The sequence below is a fragment of the Chitinophaga polysaccharea genome (assembly GCF_902150045.1).
GTDB lineage: Bacteria > Bacteroidota > Bacteroidia > Chitinophagales > Chitinophagaceae > Chitinophaga > Chitinophaga polysaccharea_A.
The window spans coordinates 1423410-1448246 of sequence record NZ_CABFVU010000001.1; the positions used below are offsets into that span (position 1 = coordinate 1423410).

At 46.5% G+C, this 24837-nt stretch carries 20 protein-coding genes; 2 read left to right on the forward strand and 18 right to left on the reverse strand.

The genetic code is table 11. From position 1 onward, the window contains the following. Positions 1-3: 3 nt before the first annotated feature. The 5 genes from FN124_RS05710 to FN124_RS05730 form a co-directional block, all read right to left on the reverse strand. Positions 4-2034: a protein-disulfide reductase DsbD family protein gene (locus FN124_RS05710; RefSeq protein WP_142683790.1), complete on the reverse strand. Its 2031-nt coding sequence runs from the start codon at positions 2032-2034 to the stop codon at positions 4-6. Positions 2035-2136: 102 nt separating this feature from the next. Next, complete coding sequence (locus tag FN124_RS05715) at positions 2137-2592, reverse strand: protein-disulfide reductase DsbD domain-containing protein (RefSeq protein ID WP_142683791.1); 456 nt, start codon at positions 2590-2592, stop codon at positions 2137-2139. Between the two features lie 36 nt (positions 2593-2628). Beyond that, positions 2629-3321, reverse strand: a complete 693-nt coding sequence (gene purQ, locus FN124_RS05720; protein ID WP_089892832.1) for a phosphoribosylformylglycinamidine synthase subunit PurQ — start codon at positions 3319-3321, stop codon at positions 2629-2631. A gap of 187 nt (positions 3322-3508) precedes the next feature. Then, a complete protein-coding gene (locus FN124_RS05725) occupies positions 3509-4486 on the reverse strand; it encodes a hypothetical protein (RefSeq protein ID WP_142683792.1) in 978 nt (325 codons plus the stop codon). Between the two features lie 15 nt (positions 4487-4501). Continuing rightward, positions 4502-6022: a hypothetical protein gene (locus FN124_RS05730; RefSeq protein WP_142683793.1), complete on the reverse strand. Its 1521-nt coding sequence runs from the start codon at positions 6020-6022 to the stop codon at positions 4502-4504. Between the two features lie 197 nt (positions 6023-6219). Between FN124_RS05730 and FN124_RS05735 the strand changes: the two genes are divergently transcribed. Continuing rightward, positions 6220-7134 carry a TIGR01777 family oxidoreductase gene (locus tag FN124_RS05735; protein WP_142683794.1) on the forward strand — a complete coding sequence of 305 codons (915 nt, stop codon included), beginning with the start codon at positions 6220-6222 and terminating at the stop codon, positions 7132-7134. On the opposite strand, the gene FN124_RS05740 is transcribed toward FN124_RS05735, so the two are convergent. From FN124_RS05740 to FN124_RS05770, 7 genes are all read right to left on the reverse strand, one after another. Continuing rightward, entirely contained in the window at positions 7124-8368 is a 1245-nt protein-coding gene (locus FN124_RS05740) for an anthranilate synthase component I family protein (protein ID WP_142683795.1), read from the reverse strand. The genes FN124_RS05735 and FN124_RS05740 overlap by 11 nt on opposite strands. Positions 8369-8494: 126 nt before the next feature. Beyond that, on the reverse strand, positions 8495-8947 hold the full coding sequence (locus FN124_RS30840; RefSeq protein ID WP_185937103.1) for a hypothetical protein: 453 nt from the start codon (positions 8945-8947) through the stop codon (positions 8495-8497). A 93-nt stretch (positions 8948-9040) separates the two neighbouring features. Continuing rightward, a complete protein-coding gene (locus FN124_RS05750) occupies positions 9041-10312 on the reverse strand; it encodes an adenylosuccinate synthase (RefSeq protein WP_142683796.1) in 1272 nt (423 codons plus the stop codon). A 178-nt stretch (positions 10313-10490) separates the two neighbouring features. After that, positions 10491-12737 (reverse strand): RelA/SpoT family protein, encoded by a 2247-nt coding sequence (locus FN124_RS05755; RefSeq protein ID WP_142683797.1) that lies wholly within the window; start codon positions 12735-12737, stop codon positions 10491-10493. Between the two features lie 125 nt (positions 12738-12862). Further along, on the reverse strand, positions 12863-13603 hold the full coding sequence (locus tag FN124_RS05760; protein ID WP_142683798.1) for a response regulator transcription factor: 741 nt from the start codon (positions 13601-13603) through the stop codon (positions 12863-12865). A 114-nt stretch (positions 13604-13717) separates the two neighbouring features. Continuing rightward, a complete protein-coding gene (locus FN124_RS05765; protein WP_142683799.1) occupies positions 13718-15160 on the reverse strand; it encodes an alpha-L-fucosidase in 1443 nt (480 codons plus the stop codon). Between the two features lie 2 nt (positions 15161-15162). Then, the gene (locus FN124_RS05770) at positions 15163-17724 is read right to left on the reverse strand and encodes a beta-mannosidase (protein WP_260607341.1); all 2562 of its coding nucleotides are present in this window, start codon (positions 17722-17724) and stop codon (positions 15163-15165) included. A 54-nt stretch (positions 17725-17778) separates the two neighbouring features. On the opposite strand from FN124_RS05770, the gene FN124_RS31625 reads away from it, so the two are divergent. Then, a complete protein-coding gene (locus FN124_RS31625) occupies positions 17779-17949 on the forward strand; it encodes a DUF6728 family protein (RefSeq protein ID WP_312847214.1) in 171 nt (56 codons plus the stop codon). Here the strand turns inward: FN124_RS31625 and lpxB are convergent. The 6 genes from lpxB to FN124_RS05800 all read right to left on the reverse strand — a co-directional run bounded on the left by lpxB (position 17946) and on the right by FN124_RS05800 (position 24431). Further along, positions 17946-19049: a lipid-A-disaccharide synthase gene (lpxB, locus tag FN124_RS05775; protein WP_142683800.1), complete on the reverse strand. Its 1104-nt coding sequence runs from the start codon at positions 19047-19049 to the stop codon at positions 17946-17948. The two genes, FN124_RS31625 and lpxB, sit on opposite strands and share 4 nt — an antisense overlap. A gap of 16 nt (positions 19050-19065) precedes the next feature. After that, positions 19066-19368: a hypothetical protein gene (locus tag FN124_RS05780; protein ID WP_079469450.1), complete on the reverse strand. Its 303-nt coding sequence runs from the start codon at positions 19366-19368 to the stop codon at positions 19066-19068. Positions 19369-19399: 31 nt separating this feature from the next. Then, positions 19400-20179 (reverse strand): 5'/3'-nucleotidase SurE, encoded by a 780-nt coding sequence (gene surE / locus FN124_RS05785; protein WP_142683801.1) that lies wholly within the window; start codon positions 20177-20179, stop codon positions 19400-19402. Positions 20180-20263: 84 nt separating this feature from the next. After that, positions 20264-21040, reverse strand: a complete 777-nt coding sequence (locus FN124_RS05790; RefSeq protein WP_142683802.1) for an ABC transporter permease — start codon at positions 21038-21040, stop codon at positions 20264-20266. Beyond that, positions 21037-21933: an ABC transporter ATP-binding protein gene (locus tag FN124_RS05795; protein WP_142683803.1), complete on the reverse strand. Its 897-nt coding sequence runs from the start codon at positions 21931-21933 to the stop codon at positions 21037-21039. The genes FN124_RS05790 and FN124_RS05795 overlap by 4 nt, the downstream gene beginning before the upstream one ends. A gap of 98 nt (positions 21934-22031) precedes the next feature. Then, positions 22032-24431 (reverse strand): 3-hydroxyacyl-CoA dehydrogenase/enoyl-CoA hydratase family protein, encoded by a 2400-nt coding sequence (locus FN124_RS05800; RefSeq protein WP_142683804.1) that lies wholly within the window; start codon positions 24429-24431, stop codon positions 22032-22034. Positions 24432-24837: the final 406 nt, after the last annotated feature.

Consider the following 24837-nt stretch of genomic DNA (forward strand, 5'->3'; position numbering starts at 1 on the left):
TATCTATTTCGCATGACGTTTTGCAAATTCCGCTTTTGCGTCTTCGAGATATTTTACGAAAGCATCTACGTCTTCCTTCGGATCATAACCATAGCCCTTCTTTGCCAGCGGCTTACCTTCCAGGTCTACCGGGATGTAGTAGGGCTGTGAGTTACGGTTGAAGTTAGTTACCTCGATATCCTGGTTCCGCTGCCCCACGTTATTCACCTTTTCACCGGTTGCTTTAGACACATACTTCTCTTCATCCGGCAGAGAGGTTTTCTCATCGGTATACAGGGAAGCCACCACGAAATCGTTGCGCAGGATTTTCATTACCGCAGGTGCAGACAATACCGATTTCTCAAACTTGCGGCAGTTCACACAGGTATGACCAGTAAAGTCGAGCATCAACGGCTTATTAGCCACCTTAGCGGCTTCCAGCGCTTCTTCATAATTGAAGAACAGGTTTTCGACACCAGGAATTTCCGAATGCAGGATATCTACCAGTTTCTTTGGTTTCACCACATTCACATTATTGCCGCCGGCGCCGCTTCCGGCACCACTTTCCAGGGATGCCTGGATATCGACCAGTGATTTATTGAGATTAAAATCCTGTGAGCCTTCATGCGGCAGGAATCCGCTGATCCCTTTCAGCGGCGCGCCCCACATACCAGGCACCATGTAAATGGTGAAGGTGAAGGCTGCAATGGCAAAACAAAGACGGGTAACGGTGAGGAAAGGAACATCACTGTCGTGGCTCAGCTTCAGCTTACCCACCAGGTACAGCGTGAGCAGCGCAAAAATGGCAATCCACAGCGCAAGGAATATTTCCCTGTCGAGCAGGTTCCAGTGATAAGCCATATCCACATTCGACAGGAATTTCAGCGCCAGTGCCAGTTCCAGGAAGCCCAATGTTACCTTCACGGCATTGAGCCAGCCTCCGGATTTACCGATCTTATTCAGCAAACTGGGGAACAGCGCAAATAAAGAAAATGGTATAGCCAGTGCCAGTGAGAAACCAAACATTCCTATCAGCGGCCCGGAGTTACCTCCTTTGGCAGCCAGTACCAGCAGGTTGCCTAAAATAGGACCCGTGCAGGAGAACGACACAATGGCCAGTGTAAGCGCCATGAAGAAAATACCTAACATGCTGCCCATGCCCGCTTTGGAGTCCGACACATTAGCCCAGGAACTGGGCAGGCTTATTTCAAAAGCCCCCAGGAACGAGAATCCAAACAACAGGAAGATCACAAAGAAGATCATATTGGCAACACCATTGCTGGCCAGTGAGTTCAGGGCACTTGCCCCGAAAATTTTGGTGATCAGGAAGCCCAGCAGTGTATAAATGACAATAATAGACAGGGAATAAGTAAATGCATTTTTAATCCCCTGTGCCCTGGTTTCACTACGCTTGGTAAAGAAGCTCACTGTAATAGGGATCATAGAGAATACGCAGGGCGTGATCAGTGCAATAAACCCGCCGCCAAAACTGGCCAGGAAGATCCACCACAAAGATTTATTGGAAGCATCATCATCGGCTATATCATCGTTTGCGGCCGGGGCGCCTGTAGTATCAGCAGCTGCTTTGGCAGTGGCCGGGGCTTCTACCGGTACACTGAAAGTAGTTTCTTCCGGTACCGCATCCTCTCCTTTCAATACCATGTAGGTAATGGTGCCGGAAAGTTTTGAAACGGGGCCGGTGGCTTTTACCGCCGCTACCAGTTCCACTTCGTTCTCAAAATATCTGATCTCGAGATTATCGAATAACGGTTCTTTACGGTTCTCCAGTTTGCCATTTTCCGTGATACCGGTAATAGTGGCTTTAATGCTGCTATCCAGCGCTACCCTGGTATTGGGATCATCGTTTCCCATGGTAGTGGAAAACAGGAGCCAACCTTTATCTATGGTGCCCTTCAGATGCAGCGCATATTCCTGGTCGTTTTTCTTTTCTGCAGAAAACTGCCATTTAACAGGCTTCGGGTCTGCGTCCTGCGCGTTTGCATGAAATGCAAAGAGGGCAAAGACAGGTATCAGAAATGAAAGCAAATGCTTCATATAGTCAATAGGCTTTAAATAATATAAATCTGAGAAAACAAGAAACGAGTTCCTCAAAAGGAACTCGTTTTGCGAGTATTGTTATCAGTTACCGGATTCAATTTATTTTCCTCCAACACTTACTGCAAATTCCACTTCCTTAGGAGGCAAACACTGATGATCGTCGCACACCATAAACTCTACTGAACCTTTTACTTTGGTAGCGGCTTTACCTTTTACCGTTACTTTTTGTATGAAGTCGACAGTGTTTTCGTAGAACTTCAGTTCTGAGTTAAAGTTTTTGTCGAACGATTTATGCAATTTGCCTACTTCTTCCACTTTTCCTACAGAAGCGGCCAATGGGTTTTTTGCAAATTTAAACGAGGTTGGTACCGGGCCTTCCCCTGCTTCCTGTGCATACAGATGCCAGCCGGCATCAATAGTGGCAGTAGCGTGTACTTCGTAGGTAGTGGCATTCACCTTCTTCGCTGTAAAGCTCCATTTTACCGGGTTCTCTATCTGCGCGCTTGCCAGGATAGGCAGGGCAAATAAAGCCAGTGCTGTTAATAATTTTTTCATGCTTTTCTTTTTAATTGGTTGGTAGGTTTGATCTATCTAATTATTATTAATAAGACTTTGTAAAATCAGCTGCCCATCTGTATTTCCCAGGGCGAGACTTGTAGCTCTTTCCGGGTGGGGCATCATACCAAAAACATTTCTTGCTTTGTTACAGATGCCGGCTATGTTACGGATGGCGCCGTTATGGTTAGCAGTTTCAATAATGTTGCCAAACTCATCGCAGTACCGGAATAATACCTGGTTGTTCTTAAACAGCTCATCCAGGGTGGCGTCGTCTGCATAGTAACGGCCTTCTCCGTGTGCGATAGGGATCATTAACGGCCTGCCTGCTACATCTTTGGTAAGGGATGCAGTGGTGTTTTCACTTTTCAGGTATACATTTTTGCAGATGAACTGCTGGTGCTGGTTCTGTAATAATACGCCTGGCAGCAAACCTGCTTCGCATAACACCTGGAAACCGTTACAAACACCAATTACACGGCCACCTTTGTTGGCAAATTCGATCACACTCTGCATCATAGGGCTGAACTTCGCAATAGCGCCGCAACGCAGGTAGTCGCCAAAGGAAAAACCACCGGGTAATACGATGCAATCTTCCGTACTGAATGCGCTCAGGTCTTTATCCTTATGCCACAGTTCTATAACTTCCTGCCCGAGGTCGTTACGCAGGGAATCAATCATATCATGATCACAATTAGAACCGGGAAAGGTGACAACGCCAAATTTCATCTGAAAATGTTTTGTGTTTATATGTAAATAATGCTTTTAAAACGTTTTTTTCCTCGTTTTTGCCACCATTTTTACGAATGACAAAACTAATGGGAAAGGACAAAATTACTTCGCCGTTCGCAATTTTCCATTGCCGTTTGTCCTGATTTAACAAAATACTGGTAATCAGGCCCTTAAAATGAGGAAATCAGCTGAAATATTGCATTACGATAACATATGCCAGGGCAATGAAGTGGATAATGTTGGCAAATGTGTCGTTGGTGACCGACCAGAATACGTTGCCGGCAAACATGGAGATCGGCAAAACTGCCAGGACCCAGTACGCTGCCGAAAAGTGAACATTAAAGAAGGGTACCGTGATGGCTACCAGTACATATATGATTAATGCGGCCCATATTTTACGGCCCTGTATCAGCATTTTTTTAAGCGGGCGCTGCAACAGCAGCCATCCTATCACAAAAAAGAGCAAACATGCGACCATGGCTCCCCATACCTTGTAATCACTGATCATAGGCAGGGAGGCTCCCATATTCGGGATCTTCCGGAGCAGGGTCATCTGGCCGGTAAGGAAAAGGTAGGTGCCCATCAGGTACAGCGGACAAATGAGCCCCAGCACGGCAATGATCCATTCTGCCAGCCGGAAGGCACGCATAATGAGCATGCTGGCCAGCAACAGGAAACAGAATATAACAGACGGGAAATAAAAGAGCCCGCCTATTCCCAGGGCAAACCCGATATTAAACACCACATCACGGGCTGAGGTACGTGTATACAATTCCGTTATGCTTGTAAATACCCATAACATGATCAGGTTCACGATCAGTGCCGGTGAAAATACATTCCAGCTCTGCAGCATGGAGGTAAACAACAGGTAGCACATGGCCGGCAGGTAGGTGGGCTTGGGAAATAACCGGTGATGATTAATGATACGGGTAAAGAACAGCGACTGTAAAAACAGCAGCAATATTGCCAGCGAGGTAAATACCAGCGGGCTGCCGCCGGTAAATGTTGCCATCCATTTCACCAGGAGGTGATACAAAAGCCCTTCTGATCCGTCTGCCATGTAAGTGGACGGATGGATCAGATAGTAAAACTTAACAACCAGCGTGTATATTAACAACAGCAATACCGTTAACGGATTGCCTGAGCGAAAAAATTTTATCACAGTGCAAAGGTGTGATTAAAAGTCAATTTTAGCAAAGCAAATATAATTCCTGTAAATGCATGGTATCACCACAGTACGGGCGCTGATTTGTTTGCCATACCGGGGCATCCAGGTGAAACCTTTGTCCAGGTTACGCAGCGTAGGCATGCGATTCACTTTACCTCCCGGGGCCAGACTAACATCTGTTAACATATAACTTCTCCTGTCCAGTTCATTATACAGAAAACGTAATTCGCTGCCCACGTTTACCATCAGGTACGACAGGTAAAGGTCTGCATTATCATCAAACTGGCTTTTATGTACAAAGTTATTCCACTGCATGTTGCCTTCATCGTCAAAGGAAAGCACCGCTACATTGTCGTAATGGTAGCGTAATCCCTGTGAATTGTTCCAGTAGTACGGGTTGTAATACATGGAAGAATAGGGTGAGTAATAATAAGGGGCATACATACCGCCATAAGGACTGCCATACATGTAATTCCACCGGTTCCAGGGCTGGTAGCGGGAAGAAGTGGAAAATGATTCTGCCGTAAGCAGGAACCCGCCGTTGCTGGTGTTAATGATCTTACGGATGAAGTAATCATTAAAGGCGGCGTTGGTGCTGGATTCGCCGCGGGCATTGGCTTTCAGATCGTCGGGAAATACCTGCGATTTCTCGTATATGGTTTTATAGTTGGCGTAGTCATACTTATACAGGTAAAGCCCTTCCACGTTACCCCTCTTCTGTTTGTAATAAAAAGCGGTAACAAGCGCCGTTTGCTTATTATTATCAAGCTTCATTTTCACCTCATCCAGCAACTGTGCCTTGAGCGCCATGGGAGACGTCTCAAAGCTGTCGACCAGCGGGCGTTTCACTATCATGCTTCCGCTGATGACATAGTCGCGGTTGGAGGTACGTTCCAGTTTGTTAAAGATCAGGTCACCGGTATTGGTAAGATTAAAATTGCTGAGGAATTGCCTCTTCTGCATGGGCATGGAAAGCCGGCTGTTGTTCACCAGGCTCATGGCGCTATCGTACAGGAAGGTGTAGAATATATTGTTGTTCTCGTTATCCTGGTTGATCTTATACACCATGATACGGCTTTTATCTTCCGACACTTCCACAGAATATACCTTATTCTCTTTGGAATACATACCAATGCGGGTGGAATCGATCAGGAGGGGTGCATCTGCAAATTTTGCTTCGGGCGACATGGTTGCGCAGAAACTATATACAGCGTCTTTACGCTGAAACTGGTAAATCATCAGCACCCTGTCTGGATAGGCCACAAAGTCCATACTGATCACCTTACGTGGCAGAAAGTCCAGTTTCACCCTTTCTTTCAGCTGCATCCCGTTATCATAAACAGACACTACATACTCGCCGCGGTCTGTTTTATACACCAGTATATTGCCTGCTACTTTACCTATAATCTCAAATTCGGTGCTTTTATAGTCGTCCTTCTCCGGTTCAGAATAGGTTATTTTCTGTGCCATTGCTACTGTGCCGGCGAAAAGCAGCAGCAATAATAATTGTAGGCGGTATAGCGTATGCATGCGGTAATATAGATTTCAGATTATTTTTATGATAATGCAGATGGCCCGTTTGTTGATGCCATTTTCAAACTTACATTAAAATTCAGAAATTAACTTGTCTATTTAAAGCCGGTAAGCCCTGCTTTTACATAAATTCCAAAAGGCCCGATTTATTGTGTATTTTTATTAAATTATTTTTTAAAAGCAGCTATTATTGAATGGATACCGTTATTATAACCGGTGGAACGGGGCTTATAGGGACGGCATTAACCCGGCTGCTGCTGGAGCGCGGCTATAAAGTGATTATCCTCAGCAGGCGCCCTGATAAACGCAGCAACAGGGATGTTACATATGCCCATTGGAATGTAGAAACGCAAACAATAGACAAAGAAGCCATTCAACAGGCAGACTATATTGTACACCTGGCGGGCGCCAATGTGGGTGAAAAACGCTGGACGGCTGCACGCAAACAGGAAATTACAGACAGCCGCACCAAAAGCAGTGAACTGATCTATACCGCACTGAAAAACTTCCCCAACAAGGTAAAGAAAGTGATCAGCGCGTCGGCAACCGGGTTCTATGGAGAGTACTCAGATCATATCTTCACAGAAACAGACCCTCCCGCAACAGACTACCTGGCCACTACTACCCAGGCCTGGGAACAAAGTATATCCAAAGTAACCGGGCTTGATAAAAAGCTGGTAATTTTCCGGACAGGCATTGTGCTCAGCCAGGATGGCGGCGCCTTAAAGGAGTTCTACAAGCCGCTGCGCTTCGGATTTGCCACCATACTTGGATCCGGTGAACAGTTTGTTCCCTGGATACATATCCACGATATTGTACGGCTATACTTCAACGCCATTGTAAACGACCGGCTGGAGGGGATCTACAACGCAGTAGCACCCAACCCCGTTACCAACCGTGAGCTGATTCTCAGCATGGCCCGGATGGCCAAAGGCAAGAGCTTTATGACCACTTATGTGCCTTCTTTTGCCCTTAAACTGGCATTGGGAGAAATGAGTGTGGAAGTGTTGAAAAGTGTAAAGGCTTCCGCCGACAAAATACAACGGACCGGTTTCCAGTATTCTTATCCTACCATCAATGAAGCGATGGAACAGTTATTCAGCCGGTAACGGTTTTTTCCATAGCAGCGGCTTTCAGTAAGCACTCTTCCCATTCTTTTTCGGGATCACTGTAAAAAGTGATAGCGGAGCCGGTCTGGAAAGAGAGATAACGGTTACCGGCGTTATACAGCATACTGCGGATCACCACGTTGAAGTCGAAATCACCTGCCGGCGTAATATATCCTATGGCTCCTGAATAAAGTCCCCGGCGGGTTTGCTCATATTGTTCAATCAACTGCATCACCCTGATCTTTGGCGCGCCCGTCATAGAGCCCATTGGGAAAGCGTTGCGCAACACTTCTGTGAAAGGTGTTCCGGGAGATATCTGTGCAGAAACTGTAGAGATCATGTGATGTACCTGGGCAAAGGAATAGATGCCAAAAAGCTCAGTTACTTCCACTGTTCCCTGCATGGCCGTGCGCGACAAATCATTGCGTACAAGATCTACCACCATTACATTTTCAGCACGTTCTTTTGCGCTGTTCAGCAGGTCCTGCTGCAACTGCCTGTCTTTAACAGGATCCGCATCTTTCCTGCTGGTACCTTTAATAGGCTGGGAGATAACGGTACTCCCCTCTTTGCGGATAAACCGCTCAGGGCTGGAGCAGGCCAGGTAGCATTGATGCAGGCGGTAATATGCGGCGAAAGGCGATGGCGAAAGATCATTCAACCGGGTGAATAAGGCAGGGGGATGTACGCTTATATTTTCGACAAAGTTCTCGCGGCAGAAATTAACCTCGTAGCAGTCGCCCTGCAGGATATGCTGCTGCAGGTTTTTCACTGCGGTAAGATAGCGTTGATGATCCAGGCGGCTTTGCAGCGGTTGTACTGAGGAAGTAACCACCTGTGCTGCATCCGGAGGTGTGTGTAAAACGGCGGTGAGTATTTCCTGTGCTTCTTCCCTGGTGAAAGATTCCCCGCCGATATGTGCCTGTTCATTTTGCAGTTGTATGATCACACGGGGCACAAAGAAATGCATATCCGGGAACCCGATGCCATCGTAATGCCTGGATTGAAGGCCCGGTGCTGTTTCGTTCTTAAGATCGTAGGCCAGATGCCCGAAGAGCCAGTCGCCATGTGTTTGATGAAACTGCTGTAAAGCGGGGAAAGCGTTACCGGCGTTTATTTCGAGGGTATGCAACGCATCTGCGGCGAGTACGGCTTCATACCGGTGCCATGGGGAGGAGTAGTTATTATTGTCTAAAAAACAACAAATGTTGAACTGGTTTCCCCAATCCAACATTTGTTGCTTAAATATTTTCTGATCATCAACCGGAAAAGTGTGGAAAATCCTGATAACAATCGTGTTTTTAGTACTTAAAAATCTCGTCAAGAGTTTGCAAAAGAGCAATTTCCAATCAGATCACAACTAAAAATCGTCATCGTCATCATCAAAACGATCGTTGAACAGATCCATATCTTTGAATTCATCATCGATACCCAGATCATCGTCGTCATCGGTTTTCTTGCTGCCGGTGCTGGGGCGGCCGCGTTTACCCTTTGACTTAGGCATGTCAAATTCTTCAAAATCAGGATCATAATCATCATCCTCTCCTTTTTCCCAAGCATCATCCAGGTCGTCATCATCATCTGAATCGTCATCATCCTCCTCATCGTCGTCTTTGCGTTTGGATTTGGATGCAGACTTATCTGATTTCTTTGAGGCAGATTTGGAAGGTTTCACATCTTCATCATCTTCCTCCTCATCATCATCGTCATCCACCTCTTTCTTAGGCTTGGCCGCAGCTTTGGGAGCGTCTTTTGCAGTCTTAGGAGAAGTAGTTTTTTTGGTCTCTTTCTCTTTATCAGATTTTGATTTCATAATAGGTTACCTTATTTCTTTGCCGTAAAGTTTTAATAGTTTTTTTTATTCGCCAAATTTTTTTTGCTGTTTTTTTTCCTTACTTTTTTGCTCTTACTTTTCAAGGATCTGATCACGTCCAGGTCCATTGGAAACGTATTTCACGGGAACCCCCAGGTAAGTATCTACTGCTGCAACAAATGCTTTCATTTCCGCCGGTAACTCGTTGAACTGCTGGCAGGTAGAAGTTTTATCACTCCATCCTTTAAACGTTTCCCATACCGGTTTAATGTCCAGACCGTTAAGCTGGAAGGGCAATTGCTTTGTTTGTTTTCCGTCAATTTCGTAAGCAGTGCAGGCCAGCACTTCATCAAATTCGTCGAGTACATCGCTTTTTGTCATTACCAGTTGGGTAACGCCGCTCAGCATGCAGGTATAATTCAGTGCAACCAGATCGATCCAGCCGCAGCGGCGCGGACGGCCGGTTACTGCGCCAAATTCATGACCTGCGGAGCGCAGCTGTTCACCGGTAGCATCATGCAGTTCGGTAGGGAAAGGTCCGCTGCCAACGCGGGTGCAATATGCTTTGGTAACGCCGATTACCTCTTTGATCCACTGCGGTGCAATACCTAAACCGGTACAAACGCCGGCAGAAATGGTATTGGAAGAAGTAACAAAAGGATAAGTTCCAAAATCCACGTCCAGCATACTTCCCTGGGCGCCTTCGGCCAAAACCTTTTTACCTGCTTTCAATTGTTCGTTCAGGAAATATTCACCACTTACCACATTCATTTTCTGCAGGAAAGGAATAGCTTCAAAGAACTCAGCTTCCCAGTTGGCAATATCTTCTGAAAATTCATTTATATCATACTGACATAACAGCTGCAGGTGTTTCTGCTTCAGTTTCTCGTAGTTTACCTTAAAATCAGGGGATAACACATCACCTACACGCAAACCGTTTCTACCGGTTTTATCCATGTAAGCGGGGCCTATACCTTTTAAAGTAGAACCTATTTTATCATTTCCTTTTGCTATTTCAGAAGCTTTGTCCAGTGCACGGTGAGTAGGAACAATGATATGCGTTTTTTCAGCAATAAACAGATTTTTTGTCAGATCTACTCCCAGAGCTGAAATATCTTCACTTTCTTTCTTGAAAGCTACAGGATCCAGCACCACACCGTTACCGATCAGGTTAATGGTCTTATCATGAAATACACCTGATGGGATGGTGCGCAATACTACTTTCTGACCGTTTACATACAAAGTATGACCAGCATTTGGTCCACCCTGGAAACGGGCAATCACGTCGTACCTGCCGGCAAAATAGTCCACAATCTTACCTTTGCCTTCGTCGCCCCATTGCAGGCCTAACAAAACGTCTACCATAATGATTTAATTAAATATCGGAGGTTTGTTGCTTTAAAAGAAGTCGCAAAATTAAGGCGAATATTAAGAATTACAAACAAATTACTAATTCCCCGGCGTAATTACAGAGAAATGGGAAGATTTCAGCAAGAAACCTTCCCATGGCCAATAATTCTTTATCCGTTGTTTACAGGTCTGATTAAGATTCTTCCAGGCGCTGGATGGATTGTATGCCATCGAGCTTTTTAAGCCTTTCTACCAGCTCATCCAGTTCTTCCTTGTCGTGCACATATACCTTGATCAGCCCCTCAAATAAGCCTTCTTTCGACTCAATGCTGAGGGCGGAAATATTGATCTTCAGTTCACCGGAAATAATGTTGGTGATCTTATGGATTACACCCACATCATCCATACCGATGATACGCAAACCAGTAAGGAAGGAAATTTCGCGGTTTTTCACCCACTTGGTCTTTACCACGCGATGGCCGTAGTTAGCCAGTAACTGGGCGGCATTGGGGCAATTGGTACGGTGTATCTTCAATCCTTCGCTGGCTGTGATAAAGCCAAATACGTCGTCGCCTGGAATGGGGCGGCAGCAGTTCGCCAGTTTATAGGCGATCTTATCTGAGCTTTCCCCGAAAATGATCAGCTCTGCATCTTTTTTAGAGGGCAGCTGATGTTTCACATGTTCTTCCGGTACATGCTCCGGCACTTTCACCGGTTTTGGCGGCTCCAGTTTATCGCCCAGTACAGAAAACTGTTTCAGCTCTTTCAGGTCAATGTTCCTCACTGCCACCTGGTAATACAGATCCAGCGGGGAAGGTTGTTTGTAGAACTGAACCAGCTCATTGATATTATGCTGACTGGCAGAAATATTCAAATGCGACAACTTACGCTCCAGCGCGGCCTTCCCGTCCATGGCCACTTTACGCTTTTCTTCCTTCAGCGCATCCTTGATCTTGGATTTGGCTTTGGCCGTAAGCACAAAGTTGAGCCAGTCTTCCGAAGGCTTCTGTTTATTGGAGGTAATGATCTCTACCTGGTCGCCACTGCGCAGTTTATGGCTCAGGGGCACCAGTTTGTAGTTCACCTTGGCGCCAATACATTTGTTGCCCACAGCACTGTGGATAGAGTAGGCAAAATCCAGTGCTGTAGAATTTACGGGCAATATTTTAAGGTCCCCTTTGGGGGTATATACATAAATTTCCTCTGTGAAGAGGTTGCTCTTAAAATCGGCCAGGAAATCGAGCGTATTGGAATCGGGATTGTTCAGGATTTCCCTGATCTGGGTAAACCACTGATCAAATTTGGATTCCTGCTGGGCGGAGGCATTGCTACCTTCCTTGTACCGCCAGTGGGCGGCCACCCCTTTTTCCGCATAATCGTTCATACGTTTGGAGCGGATCTGCACTTCCACCCATTTACCGCTAGGGCCCATTACCGTTACGTGCAGCGCTTCGTAGCCGTTGGATTTCGGGTTGCTGAGCCAGTCGCGGGTCCTTTCGGGGCTGGGGTGGTAAAAATCAGTAATGATGGAATATACCTTCCAGCAATCCGCCTTTTCCTTTTCTATAGGAGAGTCCAGGATGATACGTATGGCAAAAAGATCGTATACTTCTTCAAAGGCAACGCCTTTTGTTTTGATCTTGTTATGAATGGAATGGATTGATTTCGGACGGCCGTAAATCTCGAATTCAAATCCTTCTTCCTGCAGCACTTCCTTGATAGGCTTGATAAATTCGTTGATATAGCGGGTACGCTCACGTTTGGTTTCCTTGAGTCGTTTGGCTATTTCACGGTAGGTTTGCTGCTCCGTATATTTCATCGCCAGGTCTTCCAGTTCGGATTTGATATTGTATAACCCAAGACGGTGAGCCAGCGGCGCATAGATGAACACGGTTTCAGAAGCTATTTTCAGCTGTTTTTCCCGGCTCATGCTATCGAGCGTGCGCATGTTGTGCAGCCTGTCTGCCAGCTTGATAAGGATTACCCGCGGGTCATCCGCCAGCGTCAGTAATATCTTCTTGAAATTCTCTGCCTGTGCGGTACTGGTACTGGAATCTATTACGGTAGATATTTTTGTGAGACCATCAACGATATGTGCGATCTCATTCCCGAACTCGCGCGACACATCTTCCAGTGTTACTTCGGTATCTTCCACGGTATCGTGGAGCAGGGCACATATGGCGGAACGTACGCCCAGGCCTATTTCCTCTACGCAGATCTGCGCTACGGCCAGCGGATGCAATATGTAAGGCTCCCCGGATTTACGCCGCATTTCCTTGTGTGCATCTGCTGCCATTTCAAAAGCAGTACGTACCAGCTCCCTGTCGCCTTTTTTCAAACGGGGTTTCAACGCCCTCAATAAAGCACGGTAATGCCGAACGATTTCCTTCTTTTCCTGCTCTTCGTCTAAATTATATTTTTGTACAACCACTGTTTCCATTACTATAAAGTTACGATTTAATATAATCTGAAAGAAAAAAGCAGTGTCTGACAAAAAACAGCCACCCTTACCCGGCGGATACCGGGAAGGGTGGACAGATGATTATTCAGCAGGGAAAAAATAAATCAATGAAGGGGCACAGTGATCTTTACCGGCAGAATGTCTTCCGGTACATTCAGCCGGAGACCTACGTTATAAACGGTTTCCAGCTCAATGCGGGGCACCAGTTTGAGTAACCTGCGGACGCGGCCAATGAATACGTCCATACTCCGGCTGGCATAAAAATCTTCTTTTCCCCATACCCGGAGCAGCACCTCGTCTTTTTGTACGATGATATTGGGGCGGCTGAGGAAATACCGCAGCATTTTAGCCTCAATGGGAGAAATCCTCCCCCTGGCCAGCTTGCTGTTGGCTTCAAAAATCTTCATTTTCCGGTAATGGAAAGTGATGTTGTCGACCGTATGCCCTACCAGCAACTCGGTGCGGTTGGGCCGGGTCCATTTCAGGATCACCTTCATTCTCTTTACCAGCTCTTCAAAACTGAATGGTTTTACGAGGTAACCATCCCCTCCCAGCTGGAAACCGCTGATACGGTCTTCTTCCCCGGTTTTTTCGGCCGACAGGAAAAAAATGGGCGTGAGCATGGTAACATTCCGGATCTCCTTTGCCAGTTCAAAACCGTTCATTTTCGGAAGTACAATGTCGATCAGGCAGATATCGTATTTGGACCTTGAATAAAGATTCCAGGCATCCACGCCATCAAAACAATGCTCAACGGTGTAACCGGCTTGTTCCAGGTGCTGTTTGACAATACCGCCGAATGCCTTATCATCCTCAACAAGCAAGACTTTTGGGTTTCTGTTCATATAGCTACCATTTGTGATCAGTTCGACTATAAAACAAAAAAGAGATGGGCGCGGGTAATGCGCCCATCTCTTTTTTGTTTTATCAACACTAATTCACATTAACTTACATCATAATCACATTTTTTCCACAGCTGGTATTTTAATAGCTACCGCATGCTGAAACCCTTTATTACGGAGAGATGCAGGGATCTGCACTTCCACCCCGGCCGCTGTAGTTTTCCACACCAGCTTGTTATTGGCTCCCAGCAGTTGTAAGCGGGCGCCTTTGGCAGGCGTAAGGCCTTTGAAAGAGATCGTGGCAGGCAATGGCTCATTTTCATCCAGCAGGTAAATAGCATACACGCTGCCATCCTTTTTACGGGTGAAGCATACCTTACCATCTTTATAAGGGGCTACTGCACGGGTGCCATAAATAGCATCCCCGTTTATATGGATCCATTCGCCGATATGTTTCATAGTGGTGTAGGCATCGTTGTGCAGCTCCCCGTCTGGACCGGGCGCCACATTCAGCAGGTAGTTACCGCCTTTGGCCACAATATCCACCAGGTTATGGATCAGCACATTTACGGATTTGTACTTGTCGCCCGGTACATACGACCAGGAGCTACCCATGGTCATACAGGTTTCCCAGGGATAGCTGAGCGGCTTATCAGGGATCTGCTGCTCAGGGGTGCGGTAGTTCTCGTAAGAGCCATGCACACTACGGTCTACCACAATAAGCCCTGGCTGATGACTGCGGGCCATGGATGCAATTTTACCCATGTCTATATCCTGGTCCTGCGGAGCGGTTTGGCTCCAGGACAATGATTCCTTGGTTTGCTGTTTCAAAGGGCGTACCCAGCCGCCATCCAGCCAGAGGATATCCAGTTTGCCGTAGCCGGTCATCAGCTCTTCAATCTGGTTATAGGTGTATTGCTTGAACTGGTTCCATCTTTCAGGATACTTCTTCAGATCGTAATTAGGATTACGGTCTTTTGGCGGGAAATAGCTCCACCAGTAGTATTCCGTATGCCAATCGGGCTTGGAAAAATATGCCCCGGCATGGATCCCTTCTTCACGAAAAGCCTGGAACACCTCTTTGGCAAGGTTAGCCCGTGGGTTCTTGCTGAAAGCTCCGTCTGCCGCTGTTATCTTATAATCGGTTTGCTTCGTATCAAACATACAGAAGCCATCGTGGTGCTTGGTAGTGAACACCAGGTATTTCATCCCTGCATCTTTGGCTGCTTTAGCCCACTTCTCAGGGTTGAAATGAACCGGGTTAAAAGTTTTCCCCAGCGCCTCATATTTCTGCAGATAGTCGTAATAAGGAATGCCTGCCGGCTTACGTTGTGTCCAGCCTTCATCTTCCGGGCAGATGCTCCAGGATTCCACCACGCCCCATTGGGAGTATGGGCCCCAGTGCATGATCATCCCGAATTTCCAGTCCTGCCACTCGTCCAGTTTTTTTACCACCGCCTGGTCTGTTTCAGGCACATAAGGTGGTTCTTCATGCTGTGCCTGGAGGCTATTGAAGCCCAGCAGCGCAAATCCCAGTAAGAGGAGGTATTTCTTTTTCATTGTTAGTTTTTATAAGACGATACTAAAGTAGTTACTTTCAAACCCTGGTGAACGATTTCGGGCAATTGCCCCGTTTGCAGCCGGATGGTCCGGGTTTCACCCGGCAGCAGATCAAAATAATTTTCTTCAAAATGATCTGTTACTGCGGCATTGTCCAGCGACAGGTAAACATTTCTTGCCAGCTTGTCTGTTTTCAAACGGATATAAACAATGCCTTTGTCTTTAGCCACCTTACTGGTTACAATATCAAGGTGGGGCGCTTCCAGGTTCATCTCCTTCGCCGGAGCAAAGTAAAAGATATTCCGCTCCATATCCTTATTGTCTATTCGCAGTTGCGCATAGAATATTACCCTTGCCGGGTTATTTCCCTGCAAAACAGCAGCGGTATCGATGGCATGCAATTTTTCACTGGTATCCGCTTTTACGGAGATGTCTTTTATTTCTTTCTGCCAGATCAGCTTTCCATTTATATCCACGGCTTTCATCAGCAGATCAGCTTTACCTTCATACGCATCTGTTACCAGCCAGGTACACAGCTGCCCGTTTTCAATAACGCTGGATACCAGCCGTGGCTTAAAAGCTTCTTTTACATAGTACTGCAATGCTTTCCAGCGACCGTCGTAGTCCCTGCCGGACCAGGAAGCGCCCGGCCAGCAGTCGTTCAGCTGCCAGTAGAGGGTGCCCATGCAATATGGCATGGCCCTGCGATGAGCTTCTATGGCTACTTTCATTCCTTCGGCCTGTAATACCTGGCTGAGATAAACAAACGAGGGAAAATCCTTTGGCTCACGGTAGTAATGCAGCATATATGTTTTAATGGCGGTGTTGCCTTTAGCCGGGCTTTTCTGGTGGGCCTGCATCACGTTGGAAAAAATATCATAATCGTCTTTCGTGGCAAATGTGCGGATGCTTTCCATAGAGGGGAAGGACTGGAAGCCATACTCGCTCATGAAGCGCGGTATATGCGTATTGAATGCTTCAAACCATTCCATGCCATGCCATACACCCCAGTAGTGATTGTCGCCTTTGGTGAAGTCTTCCGGTTTGCCCCAGTTGCTGATGGGGGAAGAATGAAAATAGAAAGCCCCCGGCTGATACGTGGCTACCTGCTGAGGCAGCACTTCTTTAAACAATTTATCATATCCTTGCTGCAAACTTTGCCACTGCATATTCGTATAGGCGTAACCGCTTTGCCAGCCCCAGTTTTTAATGGCTACTGCAATTTCGTTGTTGCCGCACCACAACGCCAGCGAAGGATGATTGCGCAAACGTTTAATGTTATCTGCCGCTTCCTGTTTTACATTTTCCAGGAACGCCGGATCGGAAGGATAAAGGGTACAGGCAAACATAAAATCCTGCCAAACCAGTATCCCGTACTGATCTGCCAACCTGTAAAAATTATCATCTTCATAAATTCCACCACCCCATACACGTACCATGTTAAAGTTGGAAACCACCATATCATGGAACAGTTTTTCCTGCTTTGCTGCTGTAACGCGTGGCAGGAAATTGTCCTGGGGAATATAGTTGGCGCCTTTCATAAACACGGGGCGCCCGTTTACTTTTACATAAAAAGATTCACCCAAGCTATCCGGTTTGTTCACTATTTCAATAGTGCGCAGCCCTAACATATTGCTTTGCGCCGCCAGTACTTTCTTATTACTGAGCAGGCTTGCCTGCAGCTCATAACGGTAAGGATCGCCCATGCCGGCGGGCCACCACAATATTGGCTTTTTTATGGAGAAAGGTACTTTTATCACATTGGTGCCAGCCTGCAGGCTAACAGGCAGTTTGGCCAGCGCAGCAGTGGTTTTTCCCTGTGTTACCTGCAGGGTATAATCCCCTCCAACAGTAGCTTCAATGGTTACTTCCGCCTGCATGTCTGCATTGGCAGAATCCAGTTGCAGCTGCTGCCAGTATACATCGCGGATCACTGCCTTATTCCAGCTCCGCAACACTACCGGACGCCAGATACCAGATGTAACCAATCGCGGGCCCCAATCCCAGCCGTAATGATAAGGAGCTTTACGGGCATAAATACTTAAAGGAATATCACTGGCATCGTTACCTGCGGGATAGATGATGCTGTCTTGCAGAAATTTCGGCATATCTGTTCTGATAGGGCTTTTAAACAGGATGCGCAATTCATTGTCGCCGGCCACCAGCCATTCTTTTACATTTACCGTATGCGAAATAAACATGTTTGCCGATTGCAGGATTAAATGCTCATTCAGGTATACATCTGCATAAGTATCCAACCCTTTAAACTCCAGTTCTATTACTTCTGCACTCAGCTCCTGTTTTTTAATATGCCATCTTTTGCGGTATTGCCAGTCTTTCTTATCTACCCACTGTACGGCTTTCTCATTGGTACCCACAAAAGGATCAGGAATTAAATGCTGTGCCAGCAAATCGGTATGAACGGTACCTGGTACGGTGGCCGGCCGCCAGATGCCCTCATCGGCCCGGGAAAATTCCCAACCGCTGAGCATGGGGTTGGTTTGCGCTATTCCATTGGTAAACAGGGTTAAAAACAGCACCACTGTTAACAGCAAATATTTCATGTCCTATTTTTTCAGAAGGACCAAAAATAGCATTGATTTTTCGATCTTTGGGAGATGAAAAGTATCTGGAAACAAATATTGAGGTACCTGTATATAGGCAAGAAAGATCCCAATGCACCAAAAACACGTTACGTGGCCATGATGCACGGGATGAACAGAATTTCCCTGTTACTTTTTATAATCGCCATTATCATTATGGTGATCAGGCTTATCAGGAGACACTAGGCAACTGCGTATTCGTAGATCACTTCCGCAGCGCGGCGGGAAGCATCTTTCTCGCCCAGTTTATGCCACAGCTCCGAATAGTCGTTCATGACACGGCTCCTGGCGGCTTCATCGTTCAGTAACGCATTTAATTCCGTCAACAGGTTTTCTTCCGTAAGATCGTGCTGGATCAGTTCTTTCACCACCAGTTTATCCATTACCAGGTTTACCAGGGAAATATATTTTACTTTGATGAGGCGCTTTGCGAAGAAGTAAGAAATAGGATTTCCTTTGTAACATACTACTTCAGGAACGCCGAACAAAGCTGTTTCCAGCGTAGCGGTTCCGGAAGTAACCAGCGCAGCTTTTGCCTGTCGCAATAGCTTATAGGTTTGTCCTTTTACCATGGATACATTGGGATGCTGCCCGGTGAGGCTTTCCAGGAAATGATCATCCAAACTGGGCGCCTGCGCCACTACAAACTGGTACTGCGGAAAATGTTTGGCCATAGTGAGCATAATAGGCAGCTTTACACTTACTTCCTGTTTACGGCTACCCGGCAGCACAGCTATAACCGGTTTATCTGATAAAGGGGCATCTGCAGGCTGTTCTTTGGCCGCTTTAATTACTTCTACCAAAGGATGTCCTACATACTCTGTTACATAATTCCATTTATGATAAAACTCCGGTTCAAAAGGGAGGATGCACAACATCTTGTCTACATACTGCCGGAGCTTTTTCACCCGGTTTTCTTTCCAGGCCCACACCTGCGGGGAGATATAATACACAATTTTAAAACCCTGCTGCTTTCCCCATTCGGCGATGCGCATATTAAACCCGGGGTAATCTACCAGTACCAGCACATCAGGCTTAAAAGCGGTAATATCTTTTTTACAGATCTCTATATTCTTTAAGATAGTGCGCAGGTTCATCACCACTTCCACGAAACCCATAAAGGCCAGTTCCTTGTAATGCTTTACCACTTTGGCTCCTGCAGCTTCCATCAGGTCGCCTCCCCAACTGCGTATATCCGCAGACGTATCTAATTGTCTTAATTGTTTTACAAGATTACTGCCATGCAAATCACCTGACGCTTCTCCTGCAATAATGTAATATTTCAATATTGTCTGATTAAAATTATCTGATCAGTTTAAGTAATAATATGCCAATGGCATACAGCATGGTCATCAGGAATATACCTTTGGCGGTAATATCCAGCCGTTTCCTTGTATACAGGAAAAACACCAGTCCGTTCAGTAACAGGCAGATGCTGGTAAGCTTCGGGATCATCTGCTTATTATCTTTCAGGATACCGAGGAATTGTCCCAGCCCCACATTGTTATGCGGTTTGATAACAAAGAAATAGTACAGGAAAAACGCGAACAGGGGTGTTAAAAACCCCAGTAAAATTCCTAACGGAAGATTGTCTTTTTTTAACATACTGTAATTATAATGGCGATATAACGAATGTTCACAGATCTTTCCAGTCTTCTTCCAGCTTCTTTTTCAATGTATAATTAGTCAGATCAAACTGCACCGGTACAATAGAGGCATAGTTATTATCCAGTGCCCATACATCCGTATCCTGTCCGTTATCGCGGTTTTTAAATTCTCCTGTGAGCCAGTAGTATTTTTTACCATGCGGATCCCGGCGCTCATCAAACTCCTCTACCCATTTAGCATCAGCCTGACGGCTTATCTTCAGTCCTTTAAATTCCTTTTCACTTACTATCGGGATATTCACATTAAACAAGGTACCCGAGGGCAGGTCGGATGCCAGCATTTTTTTAGTGACCTCCTGCGCCACTTTTTTGGGCAGCGAAAAGTCTGCATCATAGCTGTATTCCAGGAAGGAGAAGCCTACAGAGGGAATACCTTCAATAGCTGCTTCCATGGCGGCCGACATTGTACCGGAATAGATCACATTGATAGAGTGATTGGCGCCGTGGTTGATACCGCTTACACAGATATCTGCTTTTTTACCATGCAGGATCTTATCACGGGCCAGCTTTACACAATCTACCGGTGTGCCTGAGCACTGCCATGCTTCTATCCCTTCAAAGATGTCCACCTTTTCCAGACGCAGCGGAATACCGATGGTAATGGCGTGCCCCTTGCCCGATTGGGGACTGTCGGGTGCTACCACTACTACTTTGCCTAAAGGTTTTACTGCTTCTATCAGCGCCCGGATACCCGGCGCCGTGATGCCATCATCGTTTGTTACCAGTATAATCCGCTCTTGTTTTGCCATAATTCACCTTTTAGCTTTACTCAACAAATTTAAGCTCTCTGCTAAACATTTCGCTTTAAAAGAATGTGAAATATATGGATATTTCTACAGATCGGATTTTAATATTTTCCTGAAAACCAGGTAGATGCCTAAAGCGATGTAGGCAATCATGGCCGTTATGTATACAGAGGTTTCATACTGATCGCTGGCAGACACCATTTTACTTACCAGTGGAAACGGCAGCAGTTCATCGCCGCTTTGCAGCGGCAGCAAGCCTCCTACCGGCCCTATGTATCTTTTCACGAAAAAAGACAACAGCTGATCCAGCATCATATTGTAGGCAATAAACAGCACAATAGCAAGCCCCGCCCGCTTTACCAGCACGCCTATCAACAGGGCGATGATAAGCATCACATTAAACTGCAGGAAGTAATACAGCATATACTGGTATCCTTCCAAGCTGAATGGCTTATTGCCGTATATAACTCCTATCAGGGCGGCGCTGATGGTAGCCACTACCAGTGTGAGCAGAGAGATAGCTGCCAGCCAGAATAATTTTGCGTATACAAACTGACTCCTCTCCCATCCGTCAATTACGTTCTGGCGATTGGTGCGGTAAGTGTATTCATTGGTTACCAGTATGATCAGCAACAGCCCAAACAATATGGAAATATAACTGTTCATGGAAGCCATGGTGAGCCACACTTCCGGGAAGCTGAAGGGATTGCCAAACATTTTGCTCACCTGTTCCAGGTTTTCGCTGAACTTATCGGCCACCATGAAATTGCCTGCGGGAATAATCACCAGCGCCAGCAGCAGCATTACCCAAAATGTGCGGTAACTCTTTACTTTGAGCCATTCGGTATAGATGATCTGTTTCATGATGCGTTGATGTTAGTGATTTCCAGGAATGCGGTTTCAAGACTTTTCTTACGGAGCTGCAGGTAGCCGAGCCAGATGCCCTGCTCTGCACAATAATTGTTGATAGCCGCAGGGTTGGGTAGTTCTGCAAACGAAGCCTTCACGATACTACCCTGTATAACGGCGCCCGTACAACCCGGGTACTTCAGCATCACCGCGCAGAGCGCGGGAAGATCCGCCGCGGCCATTTCTACGAAATCGTTCCGGCTGATCACAGTATTTACGGGCCCCGACAACAATAATTTGCCGCTTCTTAAAATGGCCACATGCGTGCATACCTTTTCCACTTCATCGAGCAGGTGACTGGCCAGGATAATGGTTTTGCCACTATCTGCCAGTTTGCGCACCAGCTCCCTCACTTCGGCAATGCCGGAGGGATCGAGGCCGTTGGTAGGTTCATCAAGGATCAATACGTCCGGATCACCGAGCAGTACAGCGGCAATGGCCAACCGCTGTTTCATACCCAGCGAATAGGTTTTAAAAGCAGAGTGCTGCCGTTGTGTGAGGCCGCAGATTTCCAGCACCCTTGCAATGTCGTCTTTACCGCGTTGTTTGATGGCAGCGGATATCTCCAGGTTTTTATATGCACTGAGATAGTGATAGAAATTAGGCGTTTCCAGCAGCGTGCCTATTTGCCGGCGTTCTGCCGCAGAAGGAACCCTGTCGAAAAGGGTGAAGCTGCCTGTATCCGGCCTGAGCACGTCGGTAACGATACCCAGCAGGGTGGTTTTACCGCTGCCGTTAGGCCCGAGTATACCGAACACGCTACCAGCCGGCACATCAAAGGATACACCTGACAATGCCTGCACGGCTCCATATCTTTTGGAAATATTCTGTAAGGATAGAATTGACACGGGAATTAATCTAAAAAGATGAAAATAAAAAGGGAAATGCAGCGAATGATCTTATGGCTAATCTTCACTACATTTCCCATACATTGAAATAACAGTTTTTAATTTCGTACCGGTTTGCCGGTTTTAATCACGCTTTGTAAGCGTTCCAGCGTTTTGCGTTCACCGCACAAACTCAGGAAGGCTTCCCTTTCGAGATCCAGCAGGTATTGTTCGCTTACAAAAGATGCTTCTGTAAGATCTCCGCCACACATTACATAAGCCAGTTTATTGGCTACTTTCTGATCATGTTCTGAAATATAGTTACCGAACTTCATGGCGTATACGCCAGCCAGTAAGGCTCCTAAAGCACCGCGGCCCATTACTTTGATATCTGTTCTTTCCAGGGGGCGGGTGTATCCTTCGTCGGCCAGCGCTATTACGCTGCGTTTGGCATCGGCGATGAGGCGGCTGAGGTTCATGGTTACTTCATCATGTCCTTTTTTCAGTACGCCCATATCAAACCCTTCAAAACCGGAGGTGGCCACTTTAGCGGTGGCAACGGTCATAAAATAATCTTTCAGGGGCTCTTCTTCTATACGGCCTTCTTTGAATTCCAGGCTGGCGCGGAGCGTCATTTCCTTGGTACCACCGCCGCCGGGAATCAGGCCCACGCCCAGCTCCACCAGCCCTATATAGGTTTCGGCTGCGGCCTGTACTTTATCTGCATGCAGGCACATTTCACAACCACCGCCCAGTGTAAGCGCATGTGGCGCCACCACTACCGGTACGGAGGAATAACGGAGACGCATAGTGCTGCGCTGGAAAAGGCGCACGGCCATGTCCAGTTCATCATATTCCTGTTCTGCCGCCAGCATGAAGATCATACCCACATTGGCGCCGGCAGAAAAGTTAGTGCCTTCGTTGCCTACAACCAGTCCGCGGAAGTCTTTCTCAGCGCGGTCTACCGCCTTATTCAAACCTTCCAGCACTTCCCCGCCAATGGTATTCATTTTTGTTTTCCAGTCGAAACAAACCACGCCATCGCCTATATCAATAAGACTGCAGGCGCTGTTTTTCCAGATTATATTATTGGAGAAGTTTTCCAGGATAATGAACTGTCCTTCCCCGGGTAATGATTTGTAGGCCTGCGTACTTATATCGTAATATAATTTCTTGCCGTTATCTGCTTTGTAGAAGCTGGTGATGCCTTTTGCCAGCATATCTTTTACCCATTGAGCCACGGTGAGCCCTTTGGCTTCAATAAGTTTTACGGATGCTTCCACACCGAGCAGGTCCCAGGTTTCAAAGGGACCAATTTCCCAGCCGAAACCCGCCTTCATAGCGTCGTCTACTTTATAGAGGTCGTCTGCTATTTCAGGAAGGCGGTGTGATACATAAGAGAAAAGGAAGGCATGGAACTGCTGGTAGAATTCACCGGCTTTGTCTGAAGCTCCCGCCAATGCTTTAATGCGTTGTTTCAGGTCTTCAATGGGTTTGGCAGCATCAATGCTGGAAAATTTTGCCCGTTGCTTGGGGCCGTATTCCATTGTTTGCAGGTTCAGCGTAAGAATTTCCTTGCTGCCGCCTTCGCCTTTTGTTTTCTTATAAAATCCCTGGCCTGTTTTATCTCCCAGCCAGTTGTTCTCCACTACTTTCTGGAGGAATGGAGGTATTTTAAAGATGCCGATGGCTTCATCCTGCGGGCAGTTTTCCATCACGCCTTTGGCTACTTTCACCAGGGTATCTATTCCTACCACATCGGCGGTACGGAAGGTCGCGGATTTGGGACGGCCTATTACCGGGCCGGTGAGCGCATCAATTTCGTCGATGCCGAGACCCATTTCCTGCATGATGTGAAAAATGGCCATGATAGAGAATACACCTACCCTGTTGGCGATGAATGCCGGGGTATCTTTACACAGTACGGTTGTTTTTCCGAGGAAAAGATCACCGTAGTGCATGAGGAAATCAATGACGGCGGGATCTGTATGTGGTGTTGGAATTATTTCGAGTAAACGGAGATAGCGGGGTGGGTTAAAGAAGTGGGTACCACAGAAATGTTTCTGAAAATCTTCGCTGCGGCCTTCCGTCATCAGGTGGATGGGGATACCGGAAGTGTTGGAGGTAATGAGTGTACCCGGTTTCCGGAATTGTTCCACCTGGGTAAACACACTTTTCTTCACATCCAGGTTTTCCACCACTACTTCAATGATCCAGTCTACATCTGCCAGGCGTTTCATATCATCCGTAAAGTTGCCTGTTTTAATGCGTTTGATCACATCTTTGGTAAAAACGGGCGAGGGGTTCGATTTAACAGCTGCCTGCAGTGCTTCGTTTACAATCCGGTTCTTCACGGCCGGATGATCCAGTGGCAGGTTCTTTTTCTTTTCCGCCTCATTGAGTTCCTTTGGCGCTATGTCCAGCAGTAACACCTGTACGCCTATACCTGCAAAATGACAGGCGATCCTTGATCCCATTACCCCCGAACCTAAAACGGCTACTTTGTTGATGTGTCTCATTGCTTTGGCTTTTAGCTGTCGGCTTACGCGGAGCTTCCAGCATTTGTAACTTAAATTTACCGATCCCTGAATTTAGCATTTTTTGGAGTTCCACCATCAGGGGGCATACGATTTCTGTAATACTTTTTTGTAAAGGCGGTTAAAATGGGCAGGAGCTTAACAATTTGAGGGATATTTCAGGTGCAGGGAGATAAACATATAATAATCCACATATAAAAATAAAGCCGATACAAAATTGTACCGGCGATCGCCCTTGGCGATGCGGATTTTGTCTGACCCAGGATTTTGATGATCAGGCTGATTAGCTTGATTTTTGTTCTTTGGATTTTTATAAAGATGAAGAGACTGTATCATAAATAACTTTTACCCGATTTTACTCGGGTACCGGGTGGAGAAAATTTTCGTA

What these genes read in the sequence shown, in the direction of transcription:
- FN124_RS05710 (WP_142683790.1), bottom strand. Translation starts at nt 2,034, where the DNA reads ATGAAGCATTTGCTTTCATTTCTGATACCTGTCTTTGCCCTCTTTGCA.
- FN124_RS05715 (WP_142683791.1), bottom strand. Translation starts at nt 2,592, where the DNA reads ATGAAAAAATTATTAACAGCACTGGCTTTATTTGCCCTGCCTATCCTG.
- purQ (WP_089892832.1), bottom strand. Translation starts at nt 3,321, where the DNA reads ATGAAATTTGGCGTTGTCACCTTTCCCGGTTCTAATTGTGATCATGAT.
- FN124_RS05730 (WP_142683793.1), bottom strand. Translation starts at nt 6,022, where the DNA reads ATGCATACGCTATACCGCCTACAATTATTATTGCTGCTGCTTTTCGCC.
- FN124_RS05735 (WP_142683794.1), top strand. Translation starts at nt 6,220, where the DNA reads ATGGATACCGTTATTATAACCGGTGGAACGGGGCTTATAGGGACGGCA.
- FN124_RS05740 (WP_142683795.1), bottom strand. Translation starts at nt 8,368, where the DNA reads ATGTTGGATTGGGGAAACCAGTTCAACATTTGTTGTTTTTTAGACAAT.
- FN124_RS30840 (WP_185937103.1), bottom strand. Translation starts at nt 8,947, where the DNA reads ATGAAATCAAAATCTGATAAAGAGAAAGAGACCAAAAAAACTACTTCT.
- FN124_RS05750 (WP_142683796.1), bottom strand. Translation starts at nt 10,312, where the DNA reads ATGGTAGACGTTTTGTTAGGCCTGCAATGGGGCGACGAAGGCAAAGGT.
- FN124_RS05755 (WP_142683797.1), bottom strand. Translation starts at nt 12,737, where the DNA reads ATGGAAACAGTGGTTGTACAAAAATATAATTTAGACGAAGAGCAGGAA.
- FN124_RS05760 (WP_142683798.1), bottom strand. Translation starts at nt 13,603, where the DNA reads ATGAACAGAAACCCAAAAGTCTTGCTTGTTGAGGATGATAAGGCATTC.
- FN124_RS05765 (WP_142683799.1), bottom strand. Translation starts at nt 15,160, where the DNA reads ATGAAAAAGAAATACCTCCTCTTACTGGGATTTGCGCTGCTGGGCTTC.
- FN124_RS05770 (WP_260607341.1), bottom strand. Translation starts at nt 17,724, where the DNA reads ATGAAATATTTGCTGTTAACAGTGGTGCTGTTTTTAACCCTGTTTACC.
- FN124_RS31625 (WP_312847214.1), top strand. Translation starts at nt 17,779, where the DNA reads ATGAAAAGTATCTGGAAACAAATATTGAGGTACCTGTATATAGGCAAG.
- FN124_RS05780 (WP_079469450.1), bottom strand. Translation starts at nt 19,368, where the DNA reads ATGTTAAAAAAAGACAATCTTCCGTTAGGAATTTTACTGGGGTTTTTA.
- surE (WP_142683801.1), bottom strand. Translation starts at nt 20,179, where the DNA reads ATGGCAAAACAAGAGCGGATTATACTGGTAACAAACGATGATGGCATC.
- FN124_RS05790 (WP_142683802.1), bottom strand. Translation starts at nt 21,040, where the DNA reads ATGAAACAGATCATCTATACCGAATGGCTCAAAGTAAAGAGTTACCGC.
- FN124_RS05800 (WP_142683804.1), bottom strand. Translation starts at nt 24,431, where the DNA reads ATGAGACACATCAACAAAGTAGCCGTTTTAGGTTCGGGGGTAATGGGA.